Source organism: Rhodanobacter denitrificans, assembly GCF_003335105.1.
Classification (GTDB): Bacteria; Pseudomonadota; Gammaproteobacteria; order Xanthomonadales; family Rhodanobacteraceae; genus Rhodanobacter; species Rhodanobacter denitrificans_A.
Genome location: NZ_QFWQ01000004.1, coordinates 272,732 through 293,974, shown reverse-complemented (window position 1 = coordinate 293,974; position 21,243 = coordinate 272,732). Strand labels below are relative to the sequence as shown.

General features: G+C 62.3%; 21 protein-coding genes, 1 tRNA gene and 1 pseudogene. 9 read left to right on the top strand and 14 right to left on the bottom strand.

The window, feature by feature from the left end:
- Positions 1–25 precede the first annotated feature (25 nt).
- Both DEO45_RS07160 and DEO45_RS07155 read left to right on the top strand, forming a co-directional pair.
- Positions 26–1,183, top strand: coding sequence for a glycosyltransferase family 4 protein (locus DEO45_RS07160; RefSeq protein WP_189339693.1), 1,158 nt, complete (start codon positions 26–28; stop codon positions 1,181–1,183).
- Positions 1,184–1,334: 151 nt separating this feature from the next.
- Entirely contained in the window at positions 1,335–2,783 is a 1,449-nt protein-coding gene (locus DEO45_RS07155) for a glycosyl hydrolase family 28-related protein (protein ID WP_114341912.1), read from the top strand.
- Positions 2,784–2,841: 58 nt separating this feature from the next.
- On the opposite strand, the gene DEO45_RS07150 is transcribed toward DEO45_RS07155, so the two are convergent.
- Together DEO45_RS07150 and DEO45_RS07145 are read right to left on the bottom strand one after the other, a co-directional pair.
- Entirely contained in the window at positions 2,842–4,041 is a 1,200-nt protein-coding gene (locus DEO45_RS07150; RefSeq protein WP_114341806.1) for an undecaprenyl/decaprenyl-phosphate alpha-N-acetylglucosaminyl 1-phosphate transferase, read from the bottom strand.
- Between the two features lie 587 nt (positions 4,042–4,628).
- Complete coding sequence (locus DEO45_RS07145; RefSeq protein WP_114341910.1) at positions 4,629–5,657, bottom strand: polysaccharide biosynthesis/export family protein; 1,029 nt, start codon at positions 5,655–5,657, stop codon at positions 4,629–4,631.
- An 828-nt stretch (positions 5,658–6,485) separates the two neighbouring features.
- On the opposite strand from DEO45_RS07145, the gene DEO45_RS16580 reads away from it, so the two are divergent.
- The 4 genes and pseudogenes from DEO45_RS16580 to DEO45_RS07130 all read left to right on the top strand — a co-directional run bounded on the left by DEO45_RS16580 (position 6,486) and on the right by DEO45_RS07130 (position 10,239).
- Positions 6,486–6,662, top strand: a complete 177-nt coding sequence (locus DEO45_RS16580; RefSeq protein ID WP_189339692.1) for a hypothetical protein — start codon at positions 6,486–6,488, stop codon at positions 6,660–6,662.
- A 693-nt stretch (positions 6,663–7,355) separates the two neighbouring features.
- A pseudogene (locus DEO45_RS07140) lies at positions 7,356–7,826 on the top strand (transposase); the annotation flags it as partial.
- Positions 7,827–7,935: 109 nt separating this feature from the next.
- On the top strand, positions 7,936–9,213 hold the full coding sequence (tviB, locus tag DEO45_RS07135; protein ID WP_114341803.1) for a Vi polysaccharide biosynthesis UDP-N-acetylglucosamine C-6 dehydrogenase TviB: 1,278 nt from the start codon (positions 7,936–7,938) through the stop codon (positions 9,211–9,213).
- 15 nt (positions 9,214–9,228) lie between these two features.
- The gene (locus tag DEO45_RS07130; RefSeq protein WP_114341799.1) at positions 9,229–10,239 is read left to right on the top strand and encodes an NAD-dependent epimerase; all 1,011 of its coding nucleotides are present in this window, start codon (positions 9,229–9,231) and stop codon (positions 10,237–10,239) included.
- A gap of 253 nt (positions 10,240–10,492) precedes the next feature.
- On the opposite strand, the gene DEO45_RS07125 is transcribed toward DEO45_RS07130, so the two are convergent.
- The 4 genes from DEO45_RS07125 to DEO45_RS07110 all read right to left on the bottom strand — a co-directional run bounded on the left by DEO45_RS07125 (position 10,493) and on the right by DEO45_RS07110 (position 12,688).
- Positions 10,493–10,729, bottom strand: coding sequence for a hypothetical protein (locus tag DEO45_RS07125; protein ID WP_114341796.1), 237 nt, complete (start codon positions 10,727–10,729; stop codon positions 10,493–10,495).
- 136 nt (positions 10,730–10,865) lie between these two features.
- Positions 10,866–11,513: a hypothetical protein gene (locus DEO45_RS07120; RefSeq protein WP_114341793.1), complete on the bottom strand. Its 648-nt coding sequence runs from the start codon at positions 11,511–11,513 to the stop codon at positions 10,866–10,868.
- A gap of 71 nt (positions 11,514–11,584) precedes the next feature.
- The gene (locus DEO45_RS07115; protein ID WP_114341790.1) at positions 11,585–12,313 is read right to left on the bottom strand and encodes a hypothetical protein; all 729 of its coding nucleotides are present in this window, start codon (positions 12,311–12,313) and stop codon (positions 11,585–11,587) included.
- Between the two features lie 6 nt (positions 12,314–12,319).
- On the bottom strand, positions 12,320–12,688 hold the full coding sequence (locus tag DEO45_RS07110; protein ID WP_114341786.1) for a helix-turn-helix domain-containing protein: 369 nt from the start codon (positions 12,686–12,688) through the stop codon (positions 12,320–12,322).
- Between the two features lie 181 nt (positions 12,689–12,869).
- Here DEO45_RS07110 and DEO45_RS07105 point away from each other — a divergent pair, with 181 nt between their 5' ends.
- The 3 genes from DEO45_RS07105 (at position 12,870) to DEO45_RS16490 (ending at position 14,210) form a co-directional block, all read left to right on the top strand.
- Positions 12,870–13,202, top strand: coding sequence for an outer membrane protein assembly factor BamE (locus DEO45_RS07105; RefSeq protein ID WP_147269687.1), 333 nt, complete (start codon positions 12,870–12,872; stop codon positions 13,200–13,202).
- 23 nt (positions 13,203–13,225) lie between these two features.
- Positions 13,226–13,777, top strand: coding sequence for a hypothetical protein (locus DEO45_RS07100; RefSeq protein ID WP_114341779.1), 552 nt, complete (start codon positions 13,226–13,228; stop codon positions 13,775–13,777).
- Between the two features lie 190 nt (positions 13,778–13,967).
- Positions 13,968–14,210 (top strand): hypothetical protein, encoded by a 243-nt coding sequence (locus DEO45_RS16490; protein ID WP_147269686.1) that lies wholly within the window; start codon positions 13,968–13,970, stop codon positions 14,208–14,210.
- Between the two features lie 21 nt (positions 14,211–14,231).
- Here DEO45_RS16490 and DEO45_RS16485 read toward each other — a convergent pair whose 3' ends face one another.
- From DEO45_RS16485 to DEO45_RS07065, 8 genes are all read right to left on the bottom strand, one after another.
- Positions 14,232–14,558, bottom strand: coding sequence for a hypothetical protein (locus DEO45_RS16485; protein WP_147269685.1), 327 nt, complete (start codon positions 14,556–14,558; stop codon positions 14,232–14,234).
- A gap of 23 nt (positions 14,559–14,581) precedes the next feature.
- Complete coding sequence (locus DEO45_RS07095; RefSeq protein WP_114341776.1) at positions 14,582–15,496, bottom strand: site-specific integrase; 915 nt, start codon at positions 15,494–15,496, stop codon at positions 14,582–14,584.
- An 82-nt stretch (positions 15,497–15,578) separates the two neighbouring features.
- Positions 15,579–15,671 (bottom strand) — tRNA-Ser (locus tag DEO45_RS07090).
- 87 nt (positions 15,672–15,758) lie between these two features.
- A complete protein-coding gene (gene csrA, locus DEO45_RS07085; protein WP_114341772.1) occupies positions 15,759–15,962 on the bottom strand; it encodes a carbon storage regulator CsrA in 204 nt (67 codons plus the stop codon).
- A gap of 267 nt (positions 15,963–16,229) precedes the next feature.
- Positions 16,230–18,857, bottom strand: a complete 2,628-nt coding sequence (gene alaS, locus DEO45_RS07080; RefSeq protein ID WP_114341769.1) for an alanine--tRNA ligase — start codon at positions 18,855–18,857, stop codon at positions 16,230–16,232.
- 83 nt (positions 18,858–18,940) lie between these two features.
- On the bottom strand, positions 18,941–19,477 hold the full coding sequence (locus tag DEO45_RS07075; RefSeq protein WP_114341767.1) for a regulatory protein RecX: 537 nt from the start codon (positions 19,475–19,477) through the stop codon (positions 18,941–18,943).
- A 32-nt stretch (positions 19,478–19,509) separates the two neighbouring features.
- The gene (gene recA / locus DEO45_RS07070; protein ID WP_114341765.1) at positions 19,510–20,547 is read right to left on the bottom strand and encodes a recombinase RecA; all 1,038 of its coding nucleotides are present in this window, start codon (positions 20,545–20,547) and stop codon (positions 19,510–19,512) included.
- A 148-nt stretch (positions 20,548–20,695) separates the two neighbouring features.
- On the bottom strand, positions 20,696–21,205 hold the full coding sequence (locus tag DEO45_RS07065; RefSeq protein WP_114341762.1) for a CinA family protein: 510 nt from the start codon (positions 21,203–21,205) through the stop codon (positions 20,696–20,698).
- Positions 21,206–21,243: the final 38 nt, after the last annotated feature.

Sequence of the window (21,243 nt, the reverse complement as noted above, 5' to 3'; positions counted from 1 at the left end):
CCATGGCTGCGCAACGGGCGTGCCCATGAAGGCCGTCCTGTTCGCCAACACCGACTGGTATCTCTACAACTTCCGGCGCGCGCTGGCGATGGCGCTGCAGCGGGTCGGGTACGACGTACTGCTGATCTCTCCACCCGGACCGTATGGCGACAAGCTGCGCGCGCTGGGTCTGCGCTGGGAGCCGTTGCCGATGCAACGCCGCAGCCTCAACCCGCTGCGCGAGCTGGCGTTGCTGTGGTACCTGACGCGCCTGCTTCGACGCGAACGGCCCATGCTGGTCCACGGCTTCACCATCAAGTGCGCCGTATACGGCTCGCTGGCAGCACGGCTGGCCGGCGTTCCCGCCAGGGTGAATGCCGTGGCGGGAATGGGCTACGTATTCACCAGTTCACACTTGAAGGCGCGGCTGTTGCGGCCGGTGGTGCGCGGCTTGCTGCGGCTGGCACTCGACGGCCCGAGCGCGCGGCTCGTCCTGCAGAATACGGACGACGTCGAACTGTTCCGGAGCGCGGGCCTGGTCGATCCGGCACATATCCGCCTGATTCGCGGCTCGGGCGTGGATTGCGCGCAATTCGCCGGCATATCCCGGCAGGCATCCGAGGATGGAGTCCCGCGCGTGCTGCTGGCCAGCCGCCTGCTCTGGGACAAGGGCGTGGGTGAATATATCGCCGCGCTCCGGCAGCTGCGCAGCCAGGGTCGCACGGTCCACGCCCTGCTCGCCGGAACACCGGACCCGGGCAATCCCGCCGCGGTGCCGGAGTCGACGATACGAGGGTGGGTTGACGAGGGCCTGCTTAACTGGCTCGGCCACGTCGACGACATGGCTGGCCTGCTGGGCTCGGTCGACATCGTGGTGCTGCCAAGCTATCGCGAGGGGTTGCCACGAACGCTGGTCGAGGCGGCCGCGTGCGGGCTTCCGTTGATCACCACGGATGTACCGGGCTGCCGTGAGGTGGTATCCGACGGCGTCGATGGACTGCTGGTCCCGGTGGGAAACAGCGACGTGTTGGCGCAGGCAATCGAGCGGCTGCAGGATCAGCCGGAATTCGCGCGTCGACTGGGTGACGCGGCGCGCCGCAAGGCACGAACGCAGTTCGACGAACGCATCGTCATCCAGCGCACCATCGCGGTCTATGCGGAGCTTTGCGACATGCCGGCAGATTCGGACGAATCATCCGTTTAGACGTCCATACGCCGTAGCCCGACGAATCCATCCATGATGGTGGGTCACGTACGGTTCATTGCCAGGACTGCTCGCGCGGTAGACTCGGATGATGGCTCCGCTGGATCCATCGCTCCTGTCAATGAAGTCGAACACAACCGGAGGCTATGCCATGCCATCCTCGCTGCAAGTGGCGAACGTACTGGATTTCCTGCCCGCATCGGAGCATGCCGCCATCCGTGCCGGACACAGCACATACGATTGCACCAGCGGCATCCAGGCCGCGATTGCAGCTGCCGGCAAGGTGTTTGTGGCCGCCGGTGTCTATCCCGTGAAACAGCTGAACCTCAAGTCCGGCATCGAGCTGTACGGCGAGGGACATGCCAGCGAATTGAAGGCATACGATCAATCGCTGGCGTGCGAGTTCATGCTCGCCACCCATGTACGCGACGGCGGCAGCAGCAGCGTTTCGGACAACATGCGCAACATCCACCTGCATGATCTGAAACTCAACGGACGGGTGGCGGAATTCGGCTACGAACAGTACTTCTACCTGCTCGCCGTCAATGCGACCTCGGACCTGACTGTCGAGCGCGTGGCGTTTTACGGCTTTCGCGGGGACGGCATGTACGTCGGTTCGGGAACACTCGCGAGCACCGAACGCCACAACCAGCGCGTCGCCGTGCGCGACTGCATGTTCGACGGCGCGGTCAAGGACAACCGCAACGGGCTGTCCGTCATCGATTGCGATCAACTGACGGTGGAGAACTGCGTCTTCCGGAATATCGGCAACGCGAAACTTTCCCACTCCGTAGGCGCCATCGATTTCGAGCCCGACCACAACTGGAGCGTATATCGCCAAGTGACCATCGCCCATTGCCAGTTCATCGACATCGACTCCGTGAACACGGCTGGCATCACGTTCTTCAATGGACATCAGGCGGGAGACAACATCCACGACTGGGTCGTGTCGGACTGCCAGTTCACGAACTGCTACTGGGGCATCGACTCCTCGACCAAGGCCAAGACTCCCGCCGACAGGCCGGACAATCTCAGCGTACTCAACTGCCACTTCCTCAACTCGATACGCGTCGACGTGGGCGTCAAGGGCTTGAGCGGCACGCAGATCAGCGGCTGCACCTTCGAGCGTTCGCCGGCGGGGTCCGGGCCGGGCGGCGACGCGATACGCCTCGGTGCCGTCGCTTTCCAAACCACCCGGAATGCTATCAACACGGTGATCACCGGCAACACGTTCACCGGCATACGTCCGCAAATGGGCGCAGTCGGTGTGCTTGGCGCAAACGGCCTGGTATGCGCGGGCAACGTGTTCATCGACATCCGCGGAACCTGCATCAACTTCGCCGAGGATGCCACTCCCGACCGCGCAAGAGATATCGACAGGGTGATCATCTCCGGAAATGTGGTGAGGCTCGGCACACACTCAACGCCGAAGGCGTCTTCCATGTCGTTCCTCAGCACGAGCAACCAGATGCGCATCAGCATGGGCCATCCGGCGTTCGAACACTCCTTCGAATACGCCAACGACATCGAGAATGGCGTAACGAAGGTTGCCAATGGCGCAGCGATCCAGTTCCGCGGAGTCGGGCAACCCCAGTCCTGAGATCTGCCAATCATCGGCTCCGGCATGACGTGCCTACTTTGGATCTTCCCGCCGTGGATCAACGGCGGGAAGATCGTCGCGCCGGACGATACACCTCGGCTTCGTCATTCGCCTCAACCACAAAACCGTGCCGCTGTCCGGCGATTTCACCCGGATCGGGTTGTCGGGGCGCACCCGACGAAAGGACGTTTGCACCAACGCGCTGCGGGGTGAACATCCCATGCTGGCGCACTTCCTGGCGCAGCCACACATGCGTAACCGTGACGATGTACGCCCCCATGGCCAGGACGAATGTCGTGAGGTTCGTACCCGCCGAGTGAGCCGTGCTGCTGATGAATGCACCGATGAGCGCTAGACCGGCGGCGAATGCGATGAGTGCGGCCAAGGTCGCACGTGGCCCACAGCCCGCTCCAAGAAGGATATGGTGGATGTGCCCACGATCCGGCTTGAACGGCGACTTTCCCTGGCGCATGCGCCGATACATCACCGCAAAAGTGTCGAAGACCGGCAGCGCTACACACCACAGCACACTGACAGGCGACAATTGCGTCTGGGGTATCTGGCTCATGCGGATAAGCGTCCATGCCAGCAGATAGCCGATCAACATGCTGCCGGCATCTCCCAGGAAGATCTTGCCCCCGGTGAAACCCAGGTTGACGACGAGATAAGGGACCGAGGCGGCCGCCAGCGCGGCCAGCAACATGATGACTCCATGCAAGGGGGTAGGACCGGCAAACAGGATGATGGCAGCAATGCTGACCAACTCCAGACTGCCAGCGAGGCCGTCGATGCCGTCCATCATGTTGAACGCATTCACCAGACCAATGACGGCGACTACCGTCAGTGGAACGCCGCTCCAGCCCAGTATCACTTCGTGGCCGAAGATGCTGCCCAGCGTATGGATGTAAACGCCGGTGCTGGCGACGACCATCAGAATGACGATGGTCTGAATCAACAGACGATCACGCACGCTGAGGTCGAAGCGGTCATCCAGCGCGCCGAGCAGGACAAGCACCGCGGCAGTGCCAAGCAGGGTCTGTTCGAATCCCTGGAACTTGTCATAGCAGGCGGCTCCTGCGACCACCCCGATGAAAATCGCGAGTCCCCCCACCAGCGGCACATCACCAACATGCTGCTTGCGTTGATCGGGGTGATCCACCAGCCCCAGCGGGACGGCAAGCCGGCGCAGCACGACAACGGCTAGTGCCGATGTGCATGCAGCAACCAGACAAACAAGGACTAGTCGCGGTTCGTGCATGACACCTCTACCTCCGATCAGTCTCGAACGGACATTCCTCGCCCAGTCGAGCTCGAGTTATGAGTGGTGCAGGCATCGAGCCGTGAAAAACCCCGATGGCCTACCTCCTCGAACCGATGATCGGACAAATCGCTGCCTTACTTGACAGGAACAATCTCAAGCCAACGAACAACCCGATAATCACAATGGTATGGAAAAGAAGCTTCACTCTGATGTCAGACTTGCGAAGCTACCACCTTTGAGTGCCGACACTTCCGAAGAGCAGGCTGCATATTCAGCCCCAGGCGCCTTAGATAACGGCTTTGTCAATCACATGTTCAAATCATGTTTTCATGACATGTCCGTCGACTTGGAAAGACTGAACAAAGTCTGTCCGTGCGCTAAACAGCCATGCGGGCCGTAAAACGTTAGTCCATGCAGCTGTGCGGCCGTCGTCGTGATTCCGGCAGCTGCCTGCCATTCTCTGCTGGCCGTGGTGAAGTCCTTTCGCAGTGCGAATGCCTGGGCGCCCGTCCATATAGAATCGGCCGACAGCGCAACGCTGCCGGCCGATCAGTTCGCTTCACCGTGGAATGAGTCGAGTCGCCTCAGTGGGTCGCGCTGTAGTTTGCAGCGGCTGCACTGCTGAGCAGGGTAGCCGACGGCAACAACTGGCTCAACACGCGGTTCCAGCGGGTCACACCGGCTGCGCCGACAAACACCACGTCGCCGGGCCTTACCCTGAACTGGTCTCCGAGCGCGAATGCCGCGGGTGAGCGGGCATCAAGCTGAAAGACCTTGGCCGGGGCGTTCTCCAGATTCTTCGCGCCACGAATGACGTAAACCTCCTTGCCATCGGCGGTGACGGGATTGAGGCCGCCCGCACGACCCAACGCCTGCGTCAGCGTGATGTCCCCTGCGTTCCTGAAGGTGACCGCCGCGGGGCGCAGCACCTCCCCCATCACGTACACCTCCTGGGAATCGTTGTAGGGCAACAACAGGCGATCTCCCGCCTTCAGGTAAATGTTCTGCGCTGCGCCCTGGCCATTGCCCGGGGCGGTCAGATCCAGATGGTAATCATGCCCGTCGCGGCTCAATATCAGATCGGACATGTTGGCCTGATCGGGATTGATCGTTGCCGTGCCCAGCGCCTGCCCCAGGGTCAGCGGAACCGTCGAGATCGACTGTGGATCCGTCTTCATGAAAGCGCCCTGGAGCAGCACGTGCTGGCTGTTGTAGCCGACGACGCTGACGTCCACCTGGGGCCTCTCCACGTATTTCGCGATCTTCGAGGCGATGGTTTGCCGCACCTCCTCGATCGTCATTCCCCCGACTTTCACGGAGCCCACATAGGGATAAAACAGTGTGCCATCCGAACGAACCAACCGGCCATTGGCCGCCGTTTGCTGCTGCGAACCGGCAGGCGACGTCAGTTCCGGATGATCCCAGACCGTAATGTAGAGCGTATCGCCGGGGCCGACGCGGTAAGGCTCCGGCTGATACGACAACAACGCTTGTGGTACTGCGGCGTTCAACATCGCCGCATGGTCCTCCGTCAACAGTTGCGGAGTGATCGTCACCAGTTGGACCTGGCTGCTGTCGGTGGGCGTGCCGCGAACCAGCCCCTCACCAGACATGCGTTGCCCTGGAGCCAACACGCAACCGTTACCGAGCAGCACGAAACTCAGGATGATAAAGGCGGGAATCTTTCTCATGGTCAACAGGTCCTCGCAGAGACGATCCACCAAACGATTCCGGCAAATCGCCATTAAGCAGCACACATCCACTCCGTGAAGTCGGATTTTTCTCGACTGCACAAACAAGTGGTTCGGAAAGCGTAAATCCACTCTTCCAGAGTGCCCTGAACCTGAGCGTTAATACCCGAGGTAGAAATCAGCCACCAAAGGGGGTTTCTGTGATGCCATATGCCGCGTGAATAAAACATCACGAACGATCGAATGCATGGCGATCGCGTGCCACATCGCACTGTCGACGCGGGTCGCGTCATACCAAGGTAGATTGCATTTCCCGCAGCAATGCCCGAACGACCGGCATCGTTGGCGTTGCCTCCCGATGTCTGTTGCGTCCCCTCGCGCGAACGCTGGTCGGTGACCGTGGCCGCGAATGCGTCGGCGCAGATTGATCGATATGAAATCCTGGCTGCTTCCATCCATCGCCGCGCTCTGCGGCTGAATCTGCCGCGTCCGGAAGTTGCCGGCTCCCCGGCAAATTTTTGACCGGTTTTGACCCGCAGCGACACCAAGGGACGGGTGCCCGCAGCCTGCGCACGATGCCTGTCGTCGCGTCAACAGGCCCGGCATGCGGGATCAGGTGTTCCCCTGCGCACCGCCGCGGCAGTCAACCGGGTCAAACTGCGATACCTATCCCAAACAGCGCCTGTGTATCGCGATAGCTTAACGGCCAATTCGCACTCACCTTCGCTTGGCACGATACTGGCTTTCTACATGGCCGATACCCTGAGCTGTTCAGCTGCCACCCTGCCACGAATGCACAAAATCATGGAAAACGACAAGAACAAGCCGTTCTGGGGAAAGAATTCCCGAGGGTTCTGGCTCGCTGTTTGTCTGATGCTCAGTGCGGTCGCCGGCTGGATGATGTTCCAGCTGGACATTCTGCATTGATACCCTGAGTGCCAAGGCTGCAGCATCCTCGCCGACCGGATGCTGCCCCCCGCTGCCTGGCGCCCAGCCAGACTTTCAAATCACCCAATTTGAAGGCGTCGCCCTGAGGCTCAAGGGACTTGTCGCGCCTCGACGGCTGCAGCCGGCACACGGTCTTCACGTTTTGAATAGCTGCCGCACGCAAGGCCGTACCCACAGGCGGTCATGACGCGTCGCGGACATCCGTTGATGGCCGCCCTCACTTCCATCCTGGGCAACTGCGCATGGGCAGCGCGTGGACGTGCACGATTCATGCACGGACTACCTTGGCATAGTCGGCACCGTGCCAGTGCAAGCGCAACGTGAATCCCCGTCGAAATGCCGAAGTGCGGCATATGCGCAAAATGCCTTCCCCGCGAGTGGCCATTACAATGCGCAAATCAACAGTCGCCTTTGGACAAAAGCTTCGGGATATCCGTCGCCCGACAGAACTTCGCCGTGATTCCTCAACCGCTGATCATCGGCGCACAGCGCACCTGTCCATTGCTTCCAAGACAATTGACGCCTCGCCCGAACACTGACGCGCAGATGCGACCGGGCCGAAGTCTGCGGCTGTCGGAACGACATGCGCATCTGGCTGTCCACAGCCAAGGACACTCTGATCTATTCCCCGTGAGGCACCATGTCGACCCGTCCCCAGGAAGTGCATCTGCGATGAAGCAGCGTTCGTTCGCCTCGTGGAGTTTGGAGGCCAGGAAGAAGCCGGCGCGCCGTGAACGATTTCCTGGCGAGATCGACAAAGTCGTGTCCTGGGCCGCCCTGCTGCCGCTGTTCGAGCCGAGCTATCCAGCCTCCGGGCGTCGCGGTCAGCCGACGATGGCGCCATCGTCGGCGTTGCGGGTCCACTTCATGCAGCAGCCATACGCGCTGAGCGATCCGGCGATGGAAGATGCGTTGCACGAGATCGAGTCGATGCGCGGATTCGCAGGACTGGAGTTGAACGAGGATGCGATTCCAGACGAGTCGACGATGCTGGAGTTCCGTCGCTTCCTGGAGCAGCACAACCTGGCGGCGGAGGTCATTGAAGCGGTCAACGCGCACCTGAGCGGCAAGGTCCTGTTGCTGCGCCAGGGAACGATCGTGGACGATACGATCATCCAGGCGACGCCCTCGCCCCATGCTCGGTGACTTGCCCCTTTTCTGTCCTTGATGTCGCGATATACATTGCGGACGGATGGACGCCCGCTTCATTCTCAATAGATCACAGCATCCCAAAGCATCTCGAGGTGACCGTATGCGGAACATGGAGAACACCAAGCTCGCCATTGTGGGCCTCGGCTATGTCGGCCTGCCGCTCGCCGTGGAGTTTGGCAAGCACTATGACACCGTCGGCTTCGACATCAACAAGGCCCGGATCGACGAGCTGGTTGCCGGTCGCGACAGCACGTTGGAAGTCGACACCGCGGAGCTTGCCGCGGCCACCCGCCTGCGTTTCAGCGCCGACCTGGGCGATCTGCGGGATCGCAATACCTACATCGTCACCGTACCCACTCCGATCGATCTCGCCAAGCGCCCTGATCTGACACCGCTGATCAAGGCCAGCGAAACACTGGCCAAGGTGCTCAAGCCCGGCGATGTGGTGGTGTACGAATCCACCGTGTATCCCGGCTGCACCGAGGAAGTGTGCATCCCGATCCTCGAAAAAGGCTCCGGCCTGGTCTACAACCGCGACTTCTTCGCCGGCTACAGTCCCGAGCGCATCAATCCGGGCGACAAGGAGCATCGCGTCACCGGCATTCTGAAGGTCACTTCGGGCTCCACGCCGGAGACGGCCGATTTCGTCGACCGCCTGTACGGCTCGGTGATCACCGCCGGCACGTACCGGGCCAGCTCGCTGAAGGTGGCCGAGGCGGCGAAGGTCATCGAGAACACCCAGCGCGATCTGAACATCGCGCTGGTCAACGACCTGGCCATCCTGTTCAACAAGCTGGGCATCGACACGCTGGAAGTGCTGCAGGCCGCCGGCACCAAGTGGAACTTCCTGCCGTTCCGCCCGGGCCTGGTGGGCGGTCACTGCATCAGCGTGGATCCGTATTACCTCACGCACAAAGCGCAGGAGGTGGGCCATCATTCGGACGTGATCCTGGCCGGCCGCCGCACCAACGACGGCATGGGGCCGTACATCGCCGGCGAAGTGATCCGCCTGATGGTGCGCAAAGGCATCAACCCGGTGCAGGCGCGCGTGCTGATCCTGGGCCTGGCATTCAAGGAGAATTGCCCGGATCTGCGCAACACCCGCGTGGTCGATATCGTGCTGGCTCTGCGCGGCTACAATGCCCATGTCGATGTCCACGATCCGTGGATCAACGCCGCCGAAGCCGAGCACGAATATGCCATCACGCCTGTCGCCCAGCCGCAGCCCGGCAGCTACGACGCGGTGATCGTCGCCGTGGGCCATCAGCAATTCGTCGGCATGGGGCCCGCTGGCATCCGCGCGTTCGGCAAGGCCGCCTCGGTGATCTACGACGTGAAATGCCTGCTGCCGCGCGAGACGGTCGATGGCCGCCTCTGAACGGGACTTCATGCCATGAAAGTACTGGTCACCGGCACCGCCGGCTTCATCGGCTCACACGTCGCGCTGCAACTGCTCGAACGCGGCGATGAGGTCGTCGGTTTCGACAACCTCAACGACTACTACGACGTCAATCTGAAGAAAGCGCGGCTGGCGCGTTTCATCGCGCACCCGGGCTATACGCATATCCATGCCGACCTGGCCGACCGCGCGGCGGTGGAAAGCGCCTTCGCCAGGCACAAGCCGCAGCGCGTGATCAACCTGGCGGCGCAGGCAGGCGTGCGCTATGCGGCCGAAAACCCGCACGTGTACGTGGCCAGCAACATCACCGGTTTTCTGCACCTACTGGAAGGCTGTCGCCAGCATGGCGTGGAGCACCTGGTGTTCGCCTCCACCAGCTCCGTGTACGGAGCCGACACTGCCATGCCGTTTTCCGAGCATCAGCCCACCGAGCACCCGCTTACCCTCTACGCCGCCTCCAAGAAAGCCAACGAGCAGATGGCGCACAGTTATGCGCATCTGTACGGCATCCCATGCACGGGGCTGCGTTTCTTCACGGTCTATGGCCCATGGGGACGCCCGGACATGGCGCTGTTCCTGTTCACCAAGGCCATACTGGCCGGCGAACCGATCAAGGTGTTCAACCACGGCTTGCACAAACGCAGCTTCACCTACGTGGACGACATCGTGGAAGGCGTGATCCGCACGCTGGACAAGCTGCCGGGCAGGGACAGCGGCTGGAACGGGGATCATCCCGACCCGGCCAGCAGCGGCGTCGCACCCTACCGGCTGTACAACATCGGCAATGCGGAAACGGTGGAACTGTTGCGCTACATCACGGTGCTGGAGCAGTGCCTCGGGCGCAAGGCGCAAATGGAAATGCTGCCTTTGCAGGCGGGCGACGTACCCGATACCGAGGCGGACGTATCGGAACTGATCCAGGCGGTCGGGTATGCGCCGAGGGTTTCAGTCGATACGGGCGTTGCCAATTTCGTCAGCTGGTACCGCGAGTACTACCGCGTGTAGCCGAGAGGCGGGGGACGGTCCCATCATGCGCACCTTGCTCATTTTCCACCCCGCGCCACCCATCGACGTGCGCGCACAAAAAAGCCCCACTTCAGGGGCTAAGTTGCGTATCTGGCGGAGAGAGAGGGAGACCGTTACCAAATCCCCAAACCCGCACCAGACCTAGCCCGACAGCGCATGGACCTCGGCCAAAAGTGTCCAAGGGAGTGTCCAAGCGCGCAAGCTAACCCACGGGCTAGGGCCTCAGCTACCCCTAGATGCGGCCCTCAACGTTCAGAATCTCATTCAGGCGGTCCCGCTTCATCTTGCGGCAGAAGAAAACAACGCTCTGGAGCACCAGGGCCAGCACGAGCGCCCGCCACCAAAGGGGTTCAAACGGGTGGAGCAGGAGCGGCACCCAAAAGAGGTTGGCTGCACGCCTGAACACTCGGGAGAGGACCTCATGACAGAGCGCCTCGACGGAAAGCAAAACAAGTTTCAGTGTGGACATCGGTGTCTCGTTGGCTGGATGGGAACTCCAGCGTACTGAAACTTTTTGAGTGTCAAGCTCAAACTATCCCCGTTTAACTCGGGTTGATGCATTTTTTCCGGCCACTCGACTTGCGCCTCCTGAATACTTTGACCCGTCAGTCGTTCGGCTTCCAAATATGCCGGACAAAAAGTTCGCAGAGTTCCGTGGGACGAGTTGCCCCCTCCTCCCATTTCGCGTCGAAGCTGGCCAGCCCAACACTGAGCGCAGCCAGCGCATACGGGCTTTGGCCCCATATCCGGCGAGGCTCTGCCCGCACCCACTCAAACGCGCTCACGATCTCCCTTGCATCGCAAATCAGAAGGCGCTCGATGGCCCAATTCAGACGCATCAGCTGCGCTGATGTAACCAAGCCGGCAGCATAGGCCCGAAGCCCACGCGACACCCAAACAGCCTTAACCTCGCTATCCACCCGGTCCAGCAACGTGAGCACAGCCTCCGCAGCACGTTTGGCAAACTCCGGTTCACGGTCCAACCGGTCGATGACCACCCTCCGCTTCTCGGGAGAGATTGCCTGGAAGTCCGCCAAGAATGCTGCGATACGTTTGACCAAAAAATAGTCGCGTACGCTAGAAACTGTCTTTCCTGCTGCAACAATCCACTTAAGGATGGGAACCTCGCCAGCCAAGTCAGTGAAATGCTCAACAGCCTTATCACCGGCCTCAATTAACGCGCTCGTGGCCTCCGGGTTCTCTAAAGTCTGTCGGAAACTGCTGGCTGCTCCACTTCCTTCCTTGCCTTTCATGCGTTTCTCCTTGTGTTTGGAAAATCCTAGCCAACATCGAGCGCTGGCCACGTCCAGCGTTCGATATTGGCCTATATCTGCTTCCGCTTTCTGCGCTCCGCTTGCATCTCCTCCATGAGCCGAGGCACCTCAGGGGTCGGCCGCGCAATGCTCGCTAGATAGATGTATTCGACATCCTCCCAGAACCAAGCGATCGCTTCGGTTGCCTGCTGAAGAAACACCGCGGGGAACTCGACCATGCCGAATGGGGCTGGCCCCACCAGCGGTTCCCGCCCATCGGGCATCGCCCAACTCGCTTCAACCAGTTTTTCCCATATGGGCCAGAACTCAGGAGACCGCTCAAACAAGGTTCGCGCCGCAGGTCCATCGCCGTGCCGGCAGGCATTTCCGACCAGTTGCAGGAGGTCAAGCACCGGGAAACTGTCAAAGGCATCCATCCGGATGACACGTAGCCGGAAAAATGCATCTTGGAGGACATCCCAAGTTGCACGCTGCAAATCCACATCGCTTTGTCCAAAGGGATCGCATGTTTGCAGATACCCCCGAAGTTGCCGCTCCCAAATCGACTGAAGTGCTAAGCAAAATGCCTCAATCGTGGCTCGCTTGAGTTGCCGCGCGTCGTCAGCGGCAAAGAGCGCCCCGTCTTCATTACTGCTTTCCCAGGTGCCAATCTGGGCATCCAGGGTAGTCAGTGCTGGCTGGATGACTTCCTTGTAGTACGCACGCACACGCAGCGCATGAATGACGCCGCCCGTGATGGTCAGGTAGTTATTGGTCCATCGGTGGTCTTCAATGGACATCAGTGGCTACGAAGGCGTGCGCTGACTAACTCGCTTTTCACTGGCCTTCTTTGCAGCACCCTTGGCCGCCCCCGCCACATCCTCGGCGTGGCCTGGTGAGCGCAGTCGATCTTCGACTGCCCCACCGAAATCCTTCAGGGTATGCCCACAAGCGTGAGCCCAGTCCAAAAGCTGCAAGCCATCCAGCCGCTTTAGCCCGGTCTCCGCCTGGCTCACATAGTTCTGAGAGCGACCTAGCCGCTGCGCTAGGTCCGTCTGGGTCAACTCGGCATCCAGGCGAAACGTGCGCAAGGCCCAGCCCACCGCCCTGTAATCCGGCCGGTACTGAGACTTTTTCGCCGTCTTTTGTGGCGGCTTTGGCTTAAGACGTTGCATCGCTTTCCACCCGCTGGCTGGCGGGTCAGAAAGCTATACACCTACTAACGATACACCTACATCGTTTATCTCTAGTTAGGATATAGCCACTTCAACTAAGCTACGGTTCGGCCCGGGGCGATTCGGCACTGCCCGCCCCCTTCCACTGAAGTCAGTGCCGCTCAAGGAACAGGGGTATCTAATGAAAACCGCACTTCGCGCTGCCTTGCTTGCCCTGACCGTGTTGCTCGCAGCCTGCGCCACCACGGGCCAGCCGTTCGATTCTTCCGCCATCCAGGGCTTCAAAGCCGGCCAGACAACCCAGGCCGACGTGCGGGCCAAATTGGGCGAGCCCCAAATCAAGACGGCTGGCGAAGATGGACCGGGCACCTCCACCTGGACCTATGCAAGCGGCACCACGCCCCTCGTCGCCGTGCCCTTCGCCCATCCCAAGACCAAAGAACAGTCCGTCGCGTTGAGCTTTGACGCCCGCGGTGTGCTTCAACACATCGACGAGCGCGAGCAGAACTTCTGACGGTAACGTCCGGAGCCATCCCTATGAATCGACTCCTGCGATTCGGCTTGCCCCTGCTTTGGCTGCTCGCCTATCTGGCGGGCATCCGTGGCCCCATCACGACCGCACTACTGCTCGCGGCGATCACCGTCTGGCTGTGGCCCCTGCTCCGCAAAACCATGGCATCGGGCAGCACCCCCGCGCCACATAACCCCAACGCCTCGCCCCTGGCGTCGTCGTTCGACACGACCCCATCGCCGGACACGGGATGGACGCGCTTCACCGTCTACCCGGCGCGAGGCAAAGGACCGCTGACGACGCTGCCGGGCTTCATTGGCGCGGCTGGTGCCAGCGTTGGCGCCGTGTGGTTGGTCGGCCAGCACTTTCCCTACAACGCATCGGATGCACAGGAAGCATTGCTTCTGCTTGTGGCCATCGCCGTGTTCATTGCCGTGAATTGGGCCCTTCATCGGCCCTACCTATCCGGCTATCGGGCGACGACGGTCATCCATGACCCAAACCGGTGGCCGCCGACCCTAGTCCGCTCGCCCCTCATCCAGGAAAGCAGAAAGCCGGAACATGTCAAGCATCCTTGACATGAAAAAGGCCAACCTGGAGGGGCTGGCCTTCGGGGTGGCCCTGGCTCGGGCTTGGACGCTTAGCGTTGGGGCTCTACGCGGGGTGGCTCTGAGCGTCGCGTTCCACAGGAACGCTAAGACGCGCTCTTTGCCGTCAGCTTGACAGGTCTTGGATGTTCGCTAGGTTTGGAAAAAATGGGAGGCCGTCATGTCCACTGCAGACCACATCAAAAGCGAAGGCGAAACCACAAACCAAAAGCAGTTTTGGTTGCAATGCTATGTTTCCGCTTTGACACGCCTCAATCCGAAAGAGGCTGCAAAAGAAGCGGATGAGTCTCTCGTCGTTTGCAATGAACGATGGGCAACCGCACCCACAGTCGCCTCTTGGCGTTTTGCTCATCAGTTTCCTGTTGGCACAACCTTCGACGCGAACAGCGACAAGAATCTGTAATTCGAAAGGTGGAGCCTACAGTTATGGCCCGAATGGCGGAGCCACTTCTTCGCCTTCGTACTTCCTGTCGTGAAGTTCGAGAAACTTTGCTTCAGCAACAAACTGAGCAGCGGCCGACTGAGCATTCGTTCTCAACGCATCGTCGAAGGAACGAAGGTCGCCTAAGGCAAATTCAAATTGATTGCGCGCCACATCGAGAACATCACCAGATGTTAGGCGTAGCGTAAAAACGCTCCTCCGCTCATAGCATGTATAACCATCAGCTTCGTACTTCCTCACAAAAATGAACTCAACGACCGCGGTTCCGCTGCGAGGACTGACGGCCCAAACTCGTTCTGATTCAAACATTTCCACTCCTGGTCAATTTTTGGCTACTCGAGCAATCTACTGATGGCCGTCAAGTCCAACCCATAGGTCAGCGCTGGATGAATCGCTTTCGCCAACTCCCTGGGCGTGTACTCGCGCGAGTAGGCGGCGTGATGCTCGTCATCGAGTTCATGCCCCACGTACTGAGCCCGATACTCCGCAGGCACATCATCGCCCTGCATCACCTGGACAACGGTCTTGCGGAGTGAATGAAACCCGACCTTCCCCACTTCTGCTTTGATGCGCAGCGTATCGATGTAGCGCCCAAACGCCGCCGATAGAAAGTTGCCTGCGCCGTTCACGGAGCCCACCTTCGCACGCGGGAAAAACCGGGATTCCCCTGCTGCCTTCAACGCCTTCACCCGCTCAAGAATGCCCAGCATGATGAGATCGGCATGGATGGGGATGGTCCGCTCGCTGGCGTCCGTCTTGAGGCTTTGCCCTACTCCCTGGGCAGTGATGCGGAAGCATGACACCCCATCGACCTCGACAAAATCCGCCAGGGCCAGTTGCCCCACCTCAGACACCCGCGCGCCGGTATACAGGCCGATGAGTGCACCCCAGCGTACGGACTCGCTTAGCGTCGCCAAATGCTCGGGGTCATAGAGCGCGTCCAACTGCTCCACGGTGAAGGCTTGGAATCCGAGTTTCCGCCGCAAGCGCTTTTCGCGCGTCCCGTACGTGATTTGCCCGACTGCCGGGTTCCCTGCCATACGCGCCCGCCTCCCTGCCTGCTCGAAGGCTTGAGCATAGCGAGCCGATAGTAGGTACGCACGCACCTGCGCCGCACGCGCATCGCGCGTGCCCAAACTGCGCTTGATGACGCGTAGGCCCAAGAGGGGTTGCAGTGCGAGCGGCACCTTCTGACGGAAGTGAAAAACACCCGTCGAAGACCGAACCAGGTGATGCGGCAGACGCATGGCGAAGTGTCCACGCCGGTGTCCACGCGCCGTTTTCTCTGGGCACAAAAAAGCCCTGAAAAATCAGGGCTCTTTGCGTATCTGGCGGAGAGAGAGGGATTCGAACCCTCGATAAGGCTTTTGACCCTATACTCCCTTAGCAGGGGAGCCCCTTCGGCCACTCGGGCATCTCTCCGGGGTTTTCTTCGCATCGGTGCGGAGCCGGCAAGGATACCGACCGGCGTGGTCGAGGTAAAGACTTAAATTCGCGCGGTCCGCGCGGTCAATGCCCGGCGGACTCGTCCGAGGGCCCGCCGGTTTCGTTCTCGCCCTTGATCCGCTGGTAAATTTCCTCGCGGTGGACGGCTACCGTCTTCGGCGCGTTGATGCCGATGCGTACCTGATTGCCTTTCACGCCAAGAACGGTAACGGTCACCTCGTCGCCGATCATCAGGGTTTCACCGACCCTGCGGGTCAGAATCAACATGGTTGCTACTCCATAAAGCTGTTGGTCACAGGCTCACGGCCTGGCGGTGCCTCACCCCTGAGCGTCCGCCATCCCGCAGTTCGACGATTGATCCGCCGAAGGCCCTACCGCCTTCCCGGCTCACAGCCAAAACACTCCTGAGCGTCCTGACTGGCGATACAGCCGTTCCCGGCAGCATCGACACAGGCCGATAGTACTTGAGCCTTATTCGTATGCGCAACGCGTCTGGATCAGGCCAAACCGCCTGCCGTTCATGCTCCGAACGGGCTACTGGGTGGCGATCCACTCGGGCAGCGCCGCCAGGATCGCCGGCAGGTTCGGCGTGTCGGCCCCGCCGCCCTGGGCCATGTCCGGACGTCCGCCGCCCTTGCCGTCGATCTGCGCGGCGACGTGCGCCACCACGCCACCGGCCTTGATCCGGCCCAGCGCCTTGCCATGTACTCCGGCAATCAGGGAAACCCGGCCATCGGCCGCGCCCGCAAGCAGGATCACGCAGTCGCCCAGTTGCTGCTTGAGCTGGTCCACGCTGTCGCGCAGCGACTTCGCATCCAGCCCCTCCAGGCGTGCCGCCACCACCTTGATGCCGTCGACATCCTTCGCCGCCCCGGCCAGGTCGGCGGTAGCCGAACCGGCAGCCTTGCTGCGCAGCGATTCGAGCTCGCGCTCCAGCCTCTTCTGGCGGTCGAACAGCTGGCGCAGCTTGTCCACCGCGTCGTCGCCGCTGCTGGAGAGCAGCTGCGAGAACTCGGCCAGGCGGCGTTCCTCATCAGCAACCCAGGCCAGCGCGCCGGCGCCAGTCACCGCCTCTATGCGGCGCACGCCCGAGGCCACACCGGCTTCGCCGACGATCTTGAACAGGCCGATATCGCCGGTGCGGCCGACATGGGTGCCACCGCACAGTTCGGTGGAGAAATCGCCCATCTTCAGCACGCGCACTTCGTCGCCGTATTTTTCGCCGAACAACGCCATCGCGCCGAACTCGATCGCATCGTCGTAGCCCATGTTGTGCACTTCGGCCGCCGCATTGCGACGCACCTCGGCGTTCACCAGCGCCTCGACCCGGGCCAGCTCGTCGTGGCTCATCGGTTTGTGGTGCGAGAAATCGAAGCGCAACCGCTCCGGCGCCACCAGCGAGCCCTTCTGCGTGACGTGAGTGCCAAGCACCTGACGCAACGCAGCGTGCAGCAGATGGGTGGCCGAATGGTTGAGTACGATCGCCTGGCGCCGCGACGCGTCCACGGCGGCCTCGACCAGGTCGCCGCTGCGCAACGGCTGCGCGCCATGCCAGCGACCGGCGTGGCCGAAGAACACGCCACCCATCTTCAGCGTATCGCCGACCTCGAAGCGGCCAGCCGGACTGGACAGCGTACCGGCATCGCCGACCTGGCCGCCCGACTCGGCGTAGAACGGCGTGCGGTCGAGGATCACGAGGCCATCCTCGCCTTCAGCCAGTTGCTCGACCTGCCGGCCGCCGCGCACGATGCCAAGCACCTTGCTGCCCTGCGCCTGCAACGCCTCGTAACCGAGGAACACCGTGGGCTTGAGCTGGCTGGCCAGCTCAGCCGGCATCTGGCCCTTGGCTTCGAACTTGCCCGCGGCGCGGGCTCGCTCGCGCTGTTCGTTCATGGCCTGCTCGAAGCCGGCCATGTCCACTTCCAGCCCGCGCTCGCGGGCGATGTCGGCGGTGAGGTCGACCGGGAAGCCGTAGGTGTCGTAGAGACGGAACGCGTCGGCGCCGGGGATGATCCTGCCCGACTTCGCCGCGACCTCGTCGAACAGGCGCATGCCGTGCTCCAGCGTCTCGCCGAAACGCTGCTCCTCGGTGCGCAACGCGTCCTCGACGAAGGCCTGCTTCGCCGGCAGCTCGGGATAGGCCTGGCCCATTTCCTCGACCAGCGGCGGCACCATCTTCCAGAAGAAGTCGCCGCGCACGCCGAGCATCCAGCCGTGCCGCAGCGCGCGGCGGATGATCCGGCGCAGCACGTAGCCGCGGCCCTCGTTCGACGGCAGCACGCCGTCGACGATCAGGAATGCGCAGGCGCGGATGTGGTCGGCGATCACCCGCAGCGACTTGTTGGCGAGATCCTTCGTGCCGGTGAGCTCGCCGGCCACGCGGATCAGGTGCGCGAACAGGTCGATCTCGTAGTTGGAATGCACGTGCTGCAGCACGGCGGCCAGTCGCTCCAGGCCCATGCCGGTATCCACGCATGGCGCTGGCAGCGGCGAGAGCGTCCCGTCCGGCGCGCGATCGAACTGCATGAACACCAGGTTCCAGATCTCGATGTAGCGGTCGCCGTCCTCGTCAGGCGAGCCGGGTGGCCCGCCGGCCACGCCGGGGCCGTGGTCGTAGAAGATCTCGGTACATGGACCGCAGGGGCCGGTGTCGGCCATCTGCCAGAAATTGTCGGACGCATAGGGCGCGCCCTTGTTGTCGCCGATGCGCACGATGCGCTCGGCCGGCACGCCGACCTGCCTGTTCCAGATGTCGAAGGCTTCGTCGTCGGTGTGGTAGACGGTGACCCACAGTTTGTCTGCCGGCAGCCTGAAGACTTCCGTCAGCAGCTCCCACGCCCAGACGATCGCCTCGCGCTTGAAGTAGTCGCCGAACGACCAGTTGCCCAGCATCTCGAAGAAGGTGTGGTGGCGCGCGGTGTAGCCCACGGCATCCAGGTCATTGTGCTTGCCGCCGGCGCGCAGGCAGCGCTGCACGTCGGCCGCGCGCACATAAGGCAGCTTCTCGCTGCCGAGGAACACGTTCTTGAACGGCACCATGCCCGAGTTGGTGAACAGCAACGTCGGGTCGCTGGCCGGCACCAGCGAGCTGGACGGCACGATGGTGTGACCCTTGGAGCGGAAGTAGTCGAGGAAGGCGGAACGGATGTCGGAGGTTTTCATGCGGATCAAGGTGGCAGGCGACAAAGGCCACACCGGGGCCAGGCCGCTCGACCCGTCAGCCCGTCATCCACGGATGACCGGTTTCAGGAAATATCGTTGGCTTCGTCCACTTCGGCGTGGGTAACACTTCGTACTGTGGCGGCGGCAAAGCCGCGGCGCAAGAGGAATTGCGCCCGGCGCGAGCGTTCGGCCGGGTCCGCCGTGCCTGCGCTACCGTAGCGGCGACGCAACTGGACGGCGGCCGAGACGTCCCAGTCGACCTCGGCCGCATCCAGTAATGCACGGATGCGTGTGTCGGTCAGGCCGTGGCTTTTCAGCTCCACGCGCAGGCGCAGCGGGCCGTAGCCCTGGGCGATCCGGCTGCGCAGCAGCACCTCGGCGAAACGGTCATCGTCCTGATAGTGCTGCTCGCCGAGCCGGTCCAGCGCGGCAGTAGCCTCGTCGCCCTCGTAGCCGCCCTGGCGCAGCTTGGTCTTCAGCTCCTTGCGCGAATGCTCGCGGAGCGCCAGCAGGCCCAGCGCCTTGTCGTAGGCGCTGCGCTTCGGCTTGGCCGAATCATCCTTGCCGGGCGGGCGTTTCATGGCCACGCAAACGGACATGGCCCGGGCAAGCCGGGCCATGTCTTCCGCGGGAAACCGTCAACGGACACGGATCACGCTTCCTCGAGCGCCTCTTCCGCGGCGGCGGCGGCCGGGCGGCCCGCCGGGACCAGCAGGCGCTCGCGCAGCTGCTTGTCGATCTCGTTGGCGATCGCGGGGTTGTCGCGCAGGAACTGGCGCACGTTCTCCTTGCCCTGGCCGATGCGGTCGCCGTTGTAGCTGTACCAGGCGCCGGACTTGTCGATCAGGTTCTGCGCCACGCCCAGTTCGATGATCTCGCCCTCGCGCGAGGTGCCCTCGCCGTACAGGATCTCGAACTCGCATTGGCGGAACGGCGGCGCCACCTTGTTCTTGACCACCTTGACGCGGGTCTCCGAGCCGATGATCTCCTCGCCTTTCTTCACCGCGCCGATGCGGCGGATGTCCAGGCGCACCGAGGCGTAGAACTTCAGCGCGTTGCCGCCGGTCGTGGTCTCGGGGCTGCCGAACATCACGCCGATCTTCATGCGGATCTGGTTGATGAAGATCACCAGGCAGCCGGATTTCTTGATATTGGCGGTGAGCTTGCGCAGCGCCTGGCTCATCAGGCGGGCGTGCAGGCCGACGTGGGAGTCGCCCATCTCGCCCTCGATTTCCGCCTTCGGGGTCAGCGCGGCGACCGAGTCGACCACCACCATGTCGACTGCGCCGGAGCGCACCAGCATGTCGGCGATTTCCAGCGCCTGCTCGCCGGTATCCGGCTGCGACACCAGCAGGTCGTCGACCTTGACACCCAGCTTTTCGGCATAGGTTGGGTCGAGCGCGTGCTCGGCGTCGATGAACGCCGCGGTGCCGCCGGCACGCTGGCAGTTGGCGATCGCCTGCAGGGTCATGGTGGTCTTGCCGGAGGACTCCGGACCGTAGATCTCGACCACGCGGCCACGCGGCAGTCCGCCGACGCCGAGCGCGATGTCCAGCCCCAGCGAACCGGTGGAGACCGTCTCGACCGGTTCGTTGACGCGGTCGCCCATGCGCATCACGGCGCCTTTGCCGAACTGCTTTTCGATCTGGCCGAGGGCGGAGGTGAGCGCCTTGCGCTTGTTGTCATCCATCGTCTTGTGTTCCGGTTGGGCTGTGATTGGAGTGCATGATGCCCGGATCGGATCTCACCGGCTGCGATCAAGGGGTGCGATCACGGGAAATCGACGTTGACGGCCAGTATCCCACACTGGTCAAGCGGGTCTGGCGGCGGATCGCGCGTCACTCCGTCAGTGTTTTGCGCAGGCCGATGAGCGCCGCCGCCACGGTCTGCCGGCGCACCGCCTCGCGGTCGCCCGGAAAATGGAACTGCCGCGCATGACCGTAGCCGCCGCGGCGCTTCCAGCTGATCCACACCGTGCCGACCGGCTTGTCTGGGGTGCCGCCGGAAGGTCCGGCGATGCCGGTCACCGCCACCGCCACGCCGGCGCCGAAACGCGCCAGCGCGCCGGATACCATCTCCAGCGCGGTTTCCTCGCTGACCGCCCCGCTGTGCTCCAGCGTGCGCGGATTGACTCCGAGCAGCGCCTCCTTGGCCTCGTAGCTGTAGGTCACCACGCCGGCGTCGAACCAGGCCGAGCTGCCCGGCAGGTCGGTAAGCGTCTTGGCGATCCAGCCGCCGGTGCACGACTCGGCCGTCACCAGCATCAGCCGACAACGCTGTACTTCGGTGGCTACCTCGCCGGCCAGCGCCTGCAGCTCGGCATCGGTAGGAACGGACGATGACTCCATGCGAGACTCCTGGACTTGGACGAAACTCTGCGCCACGC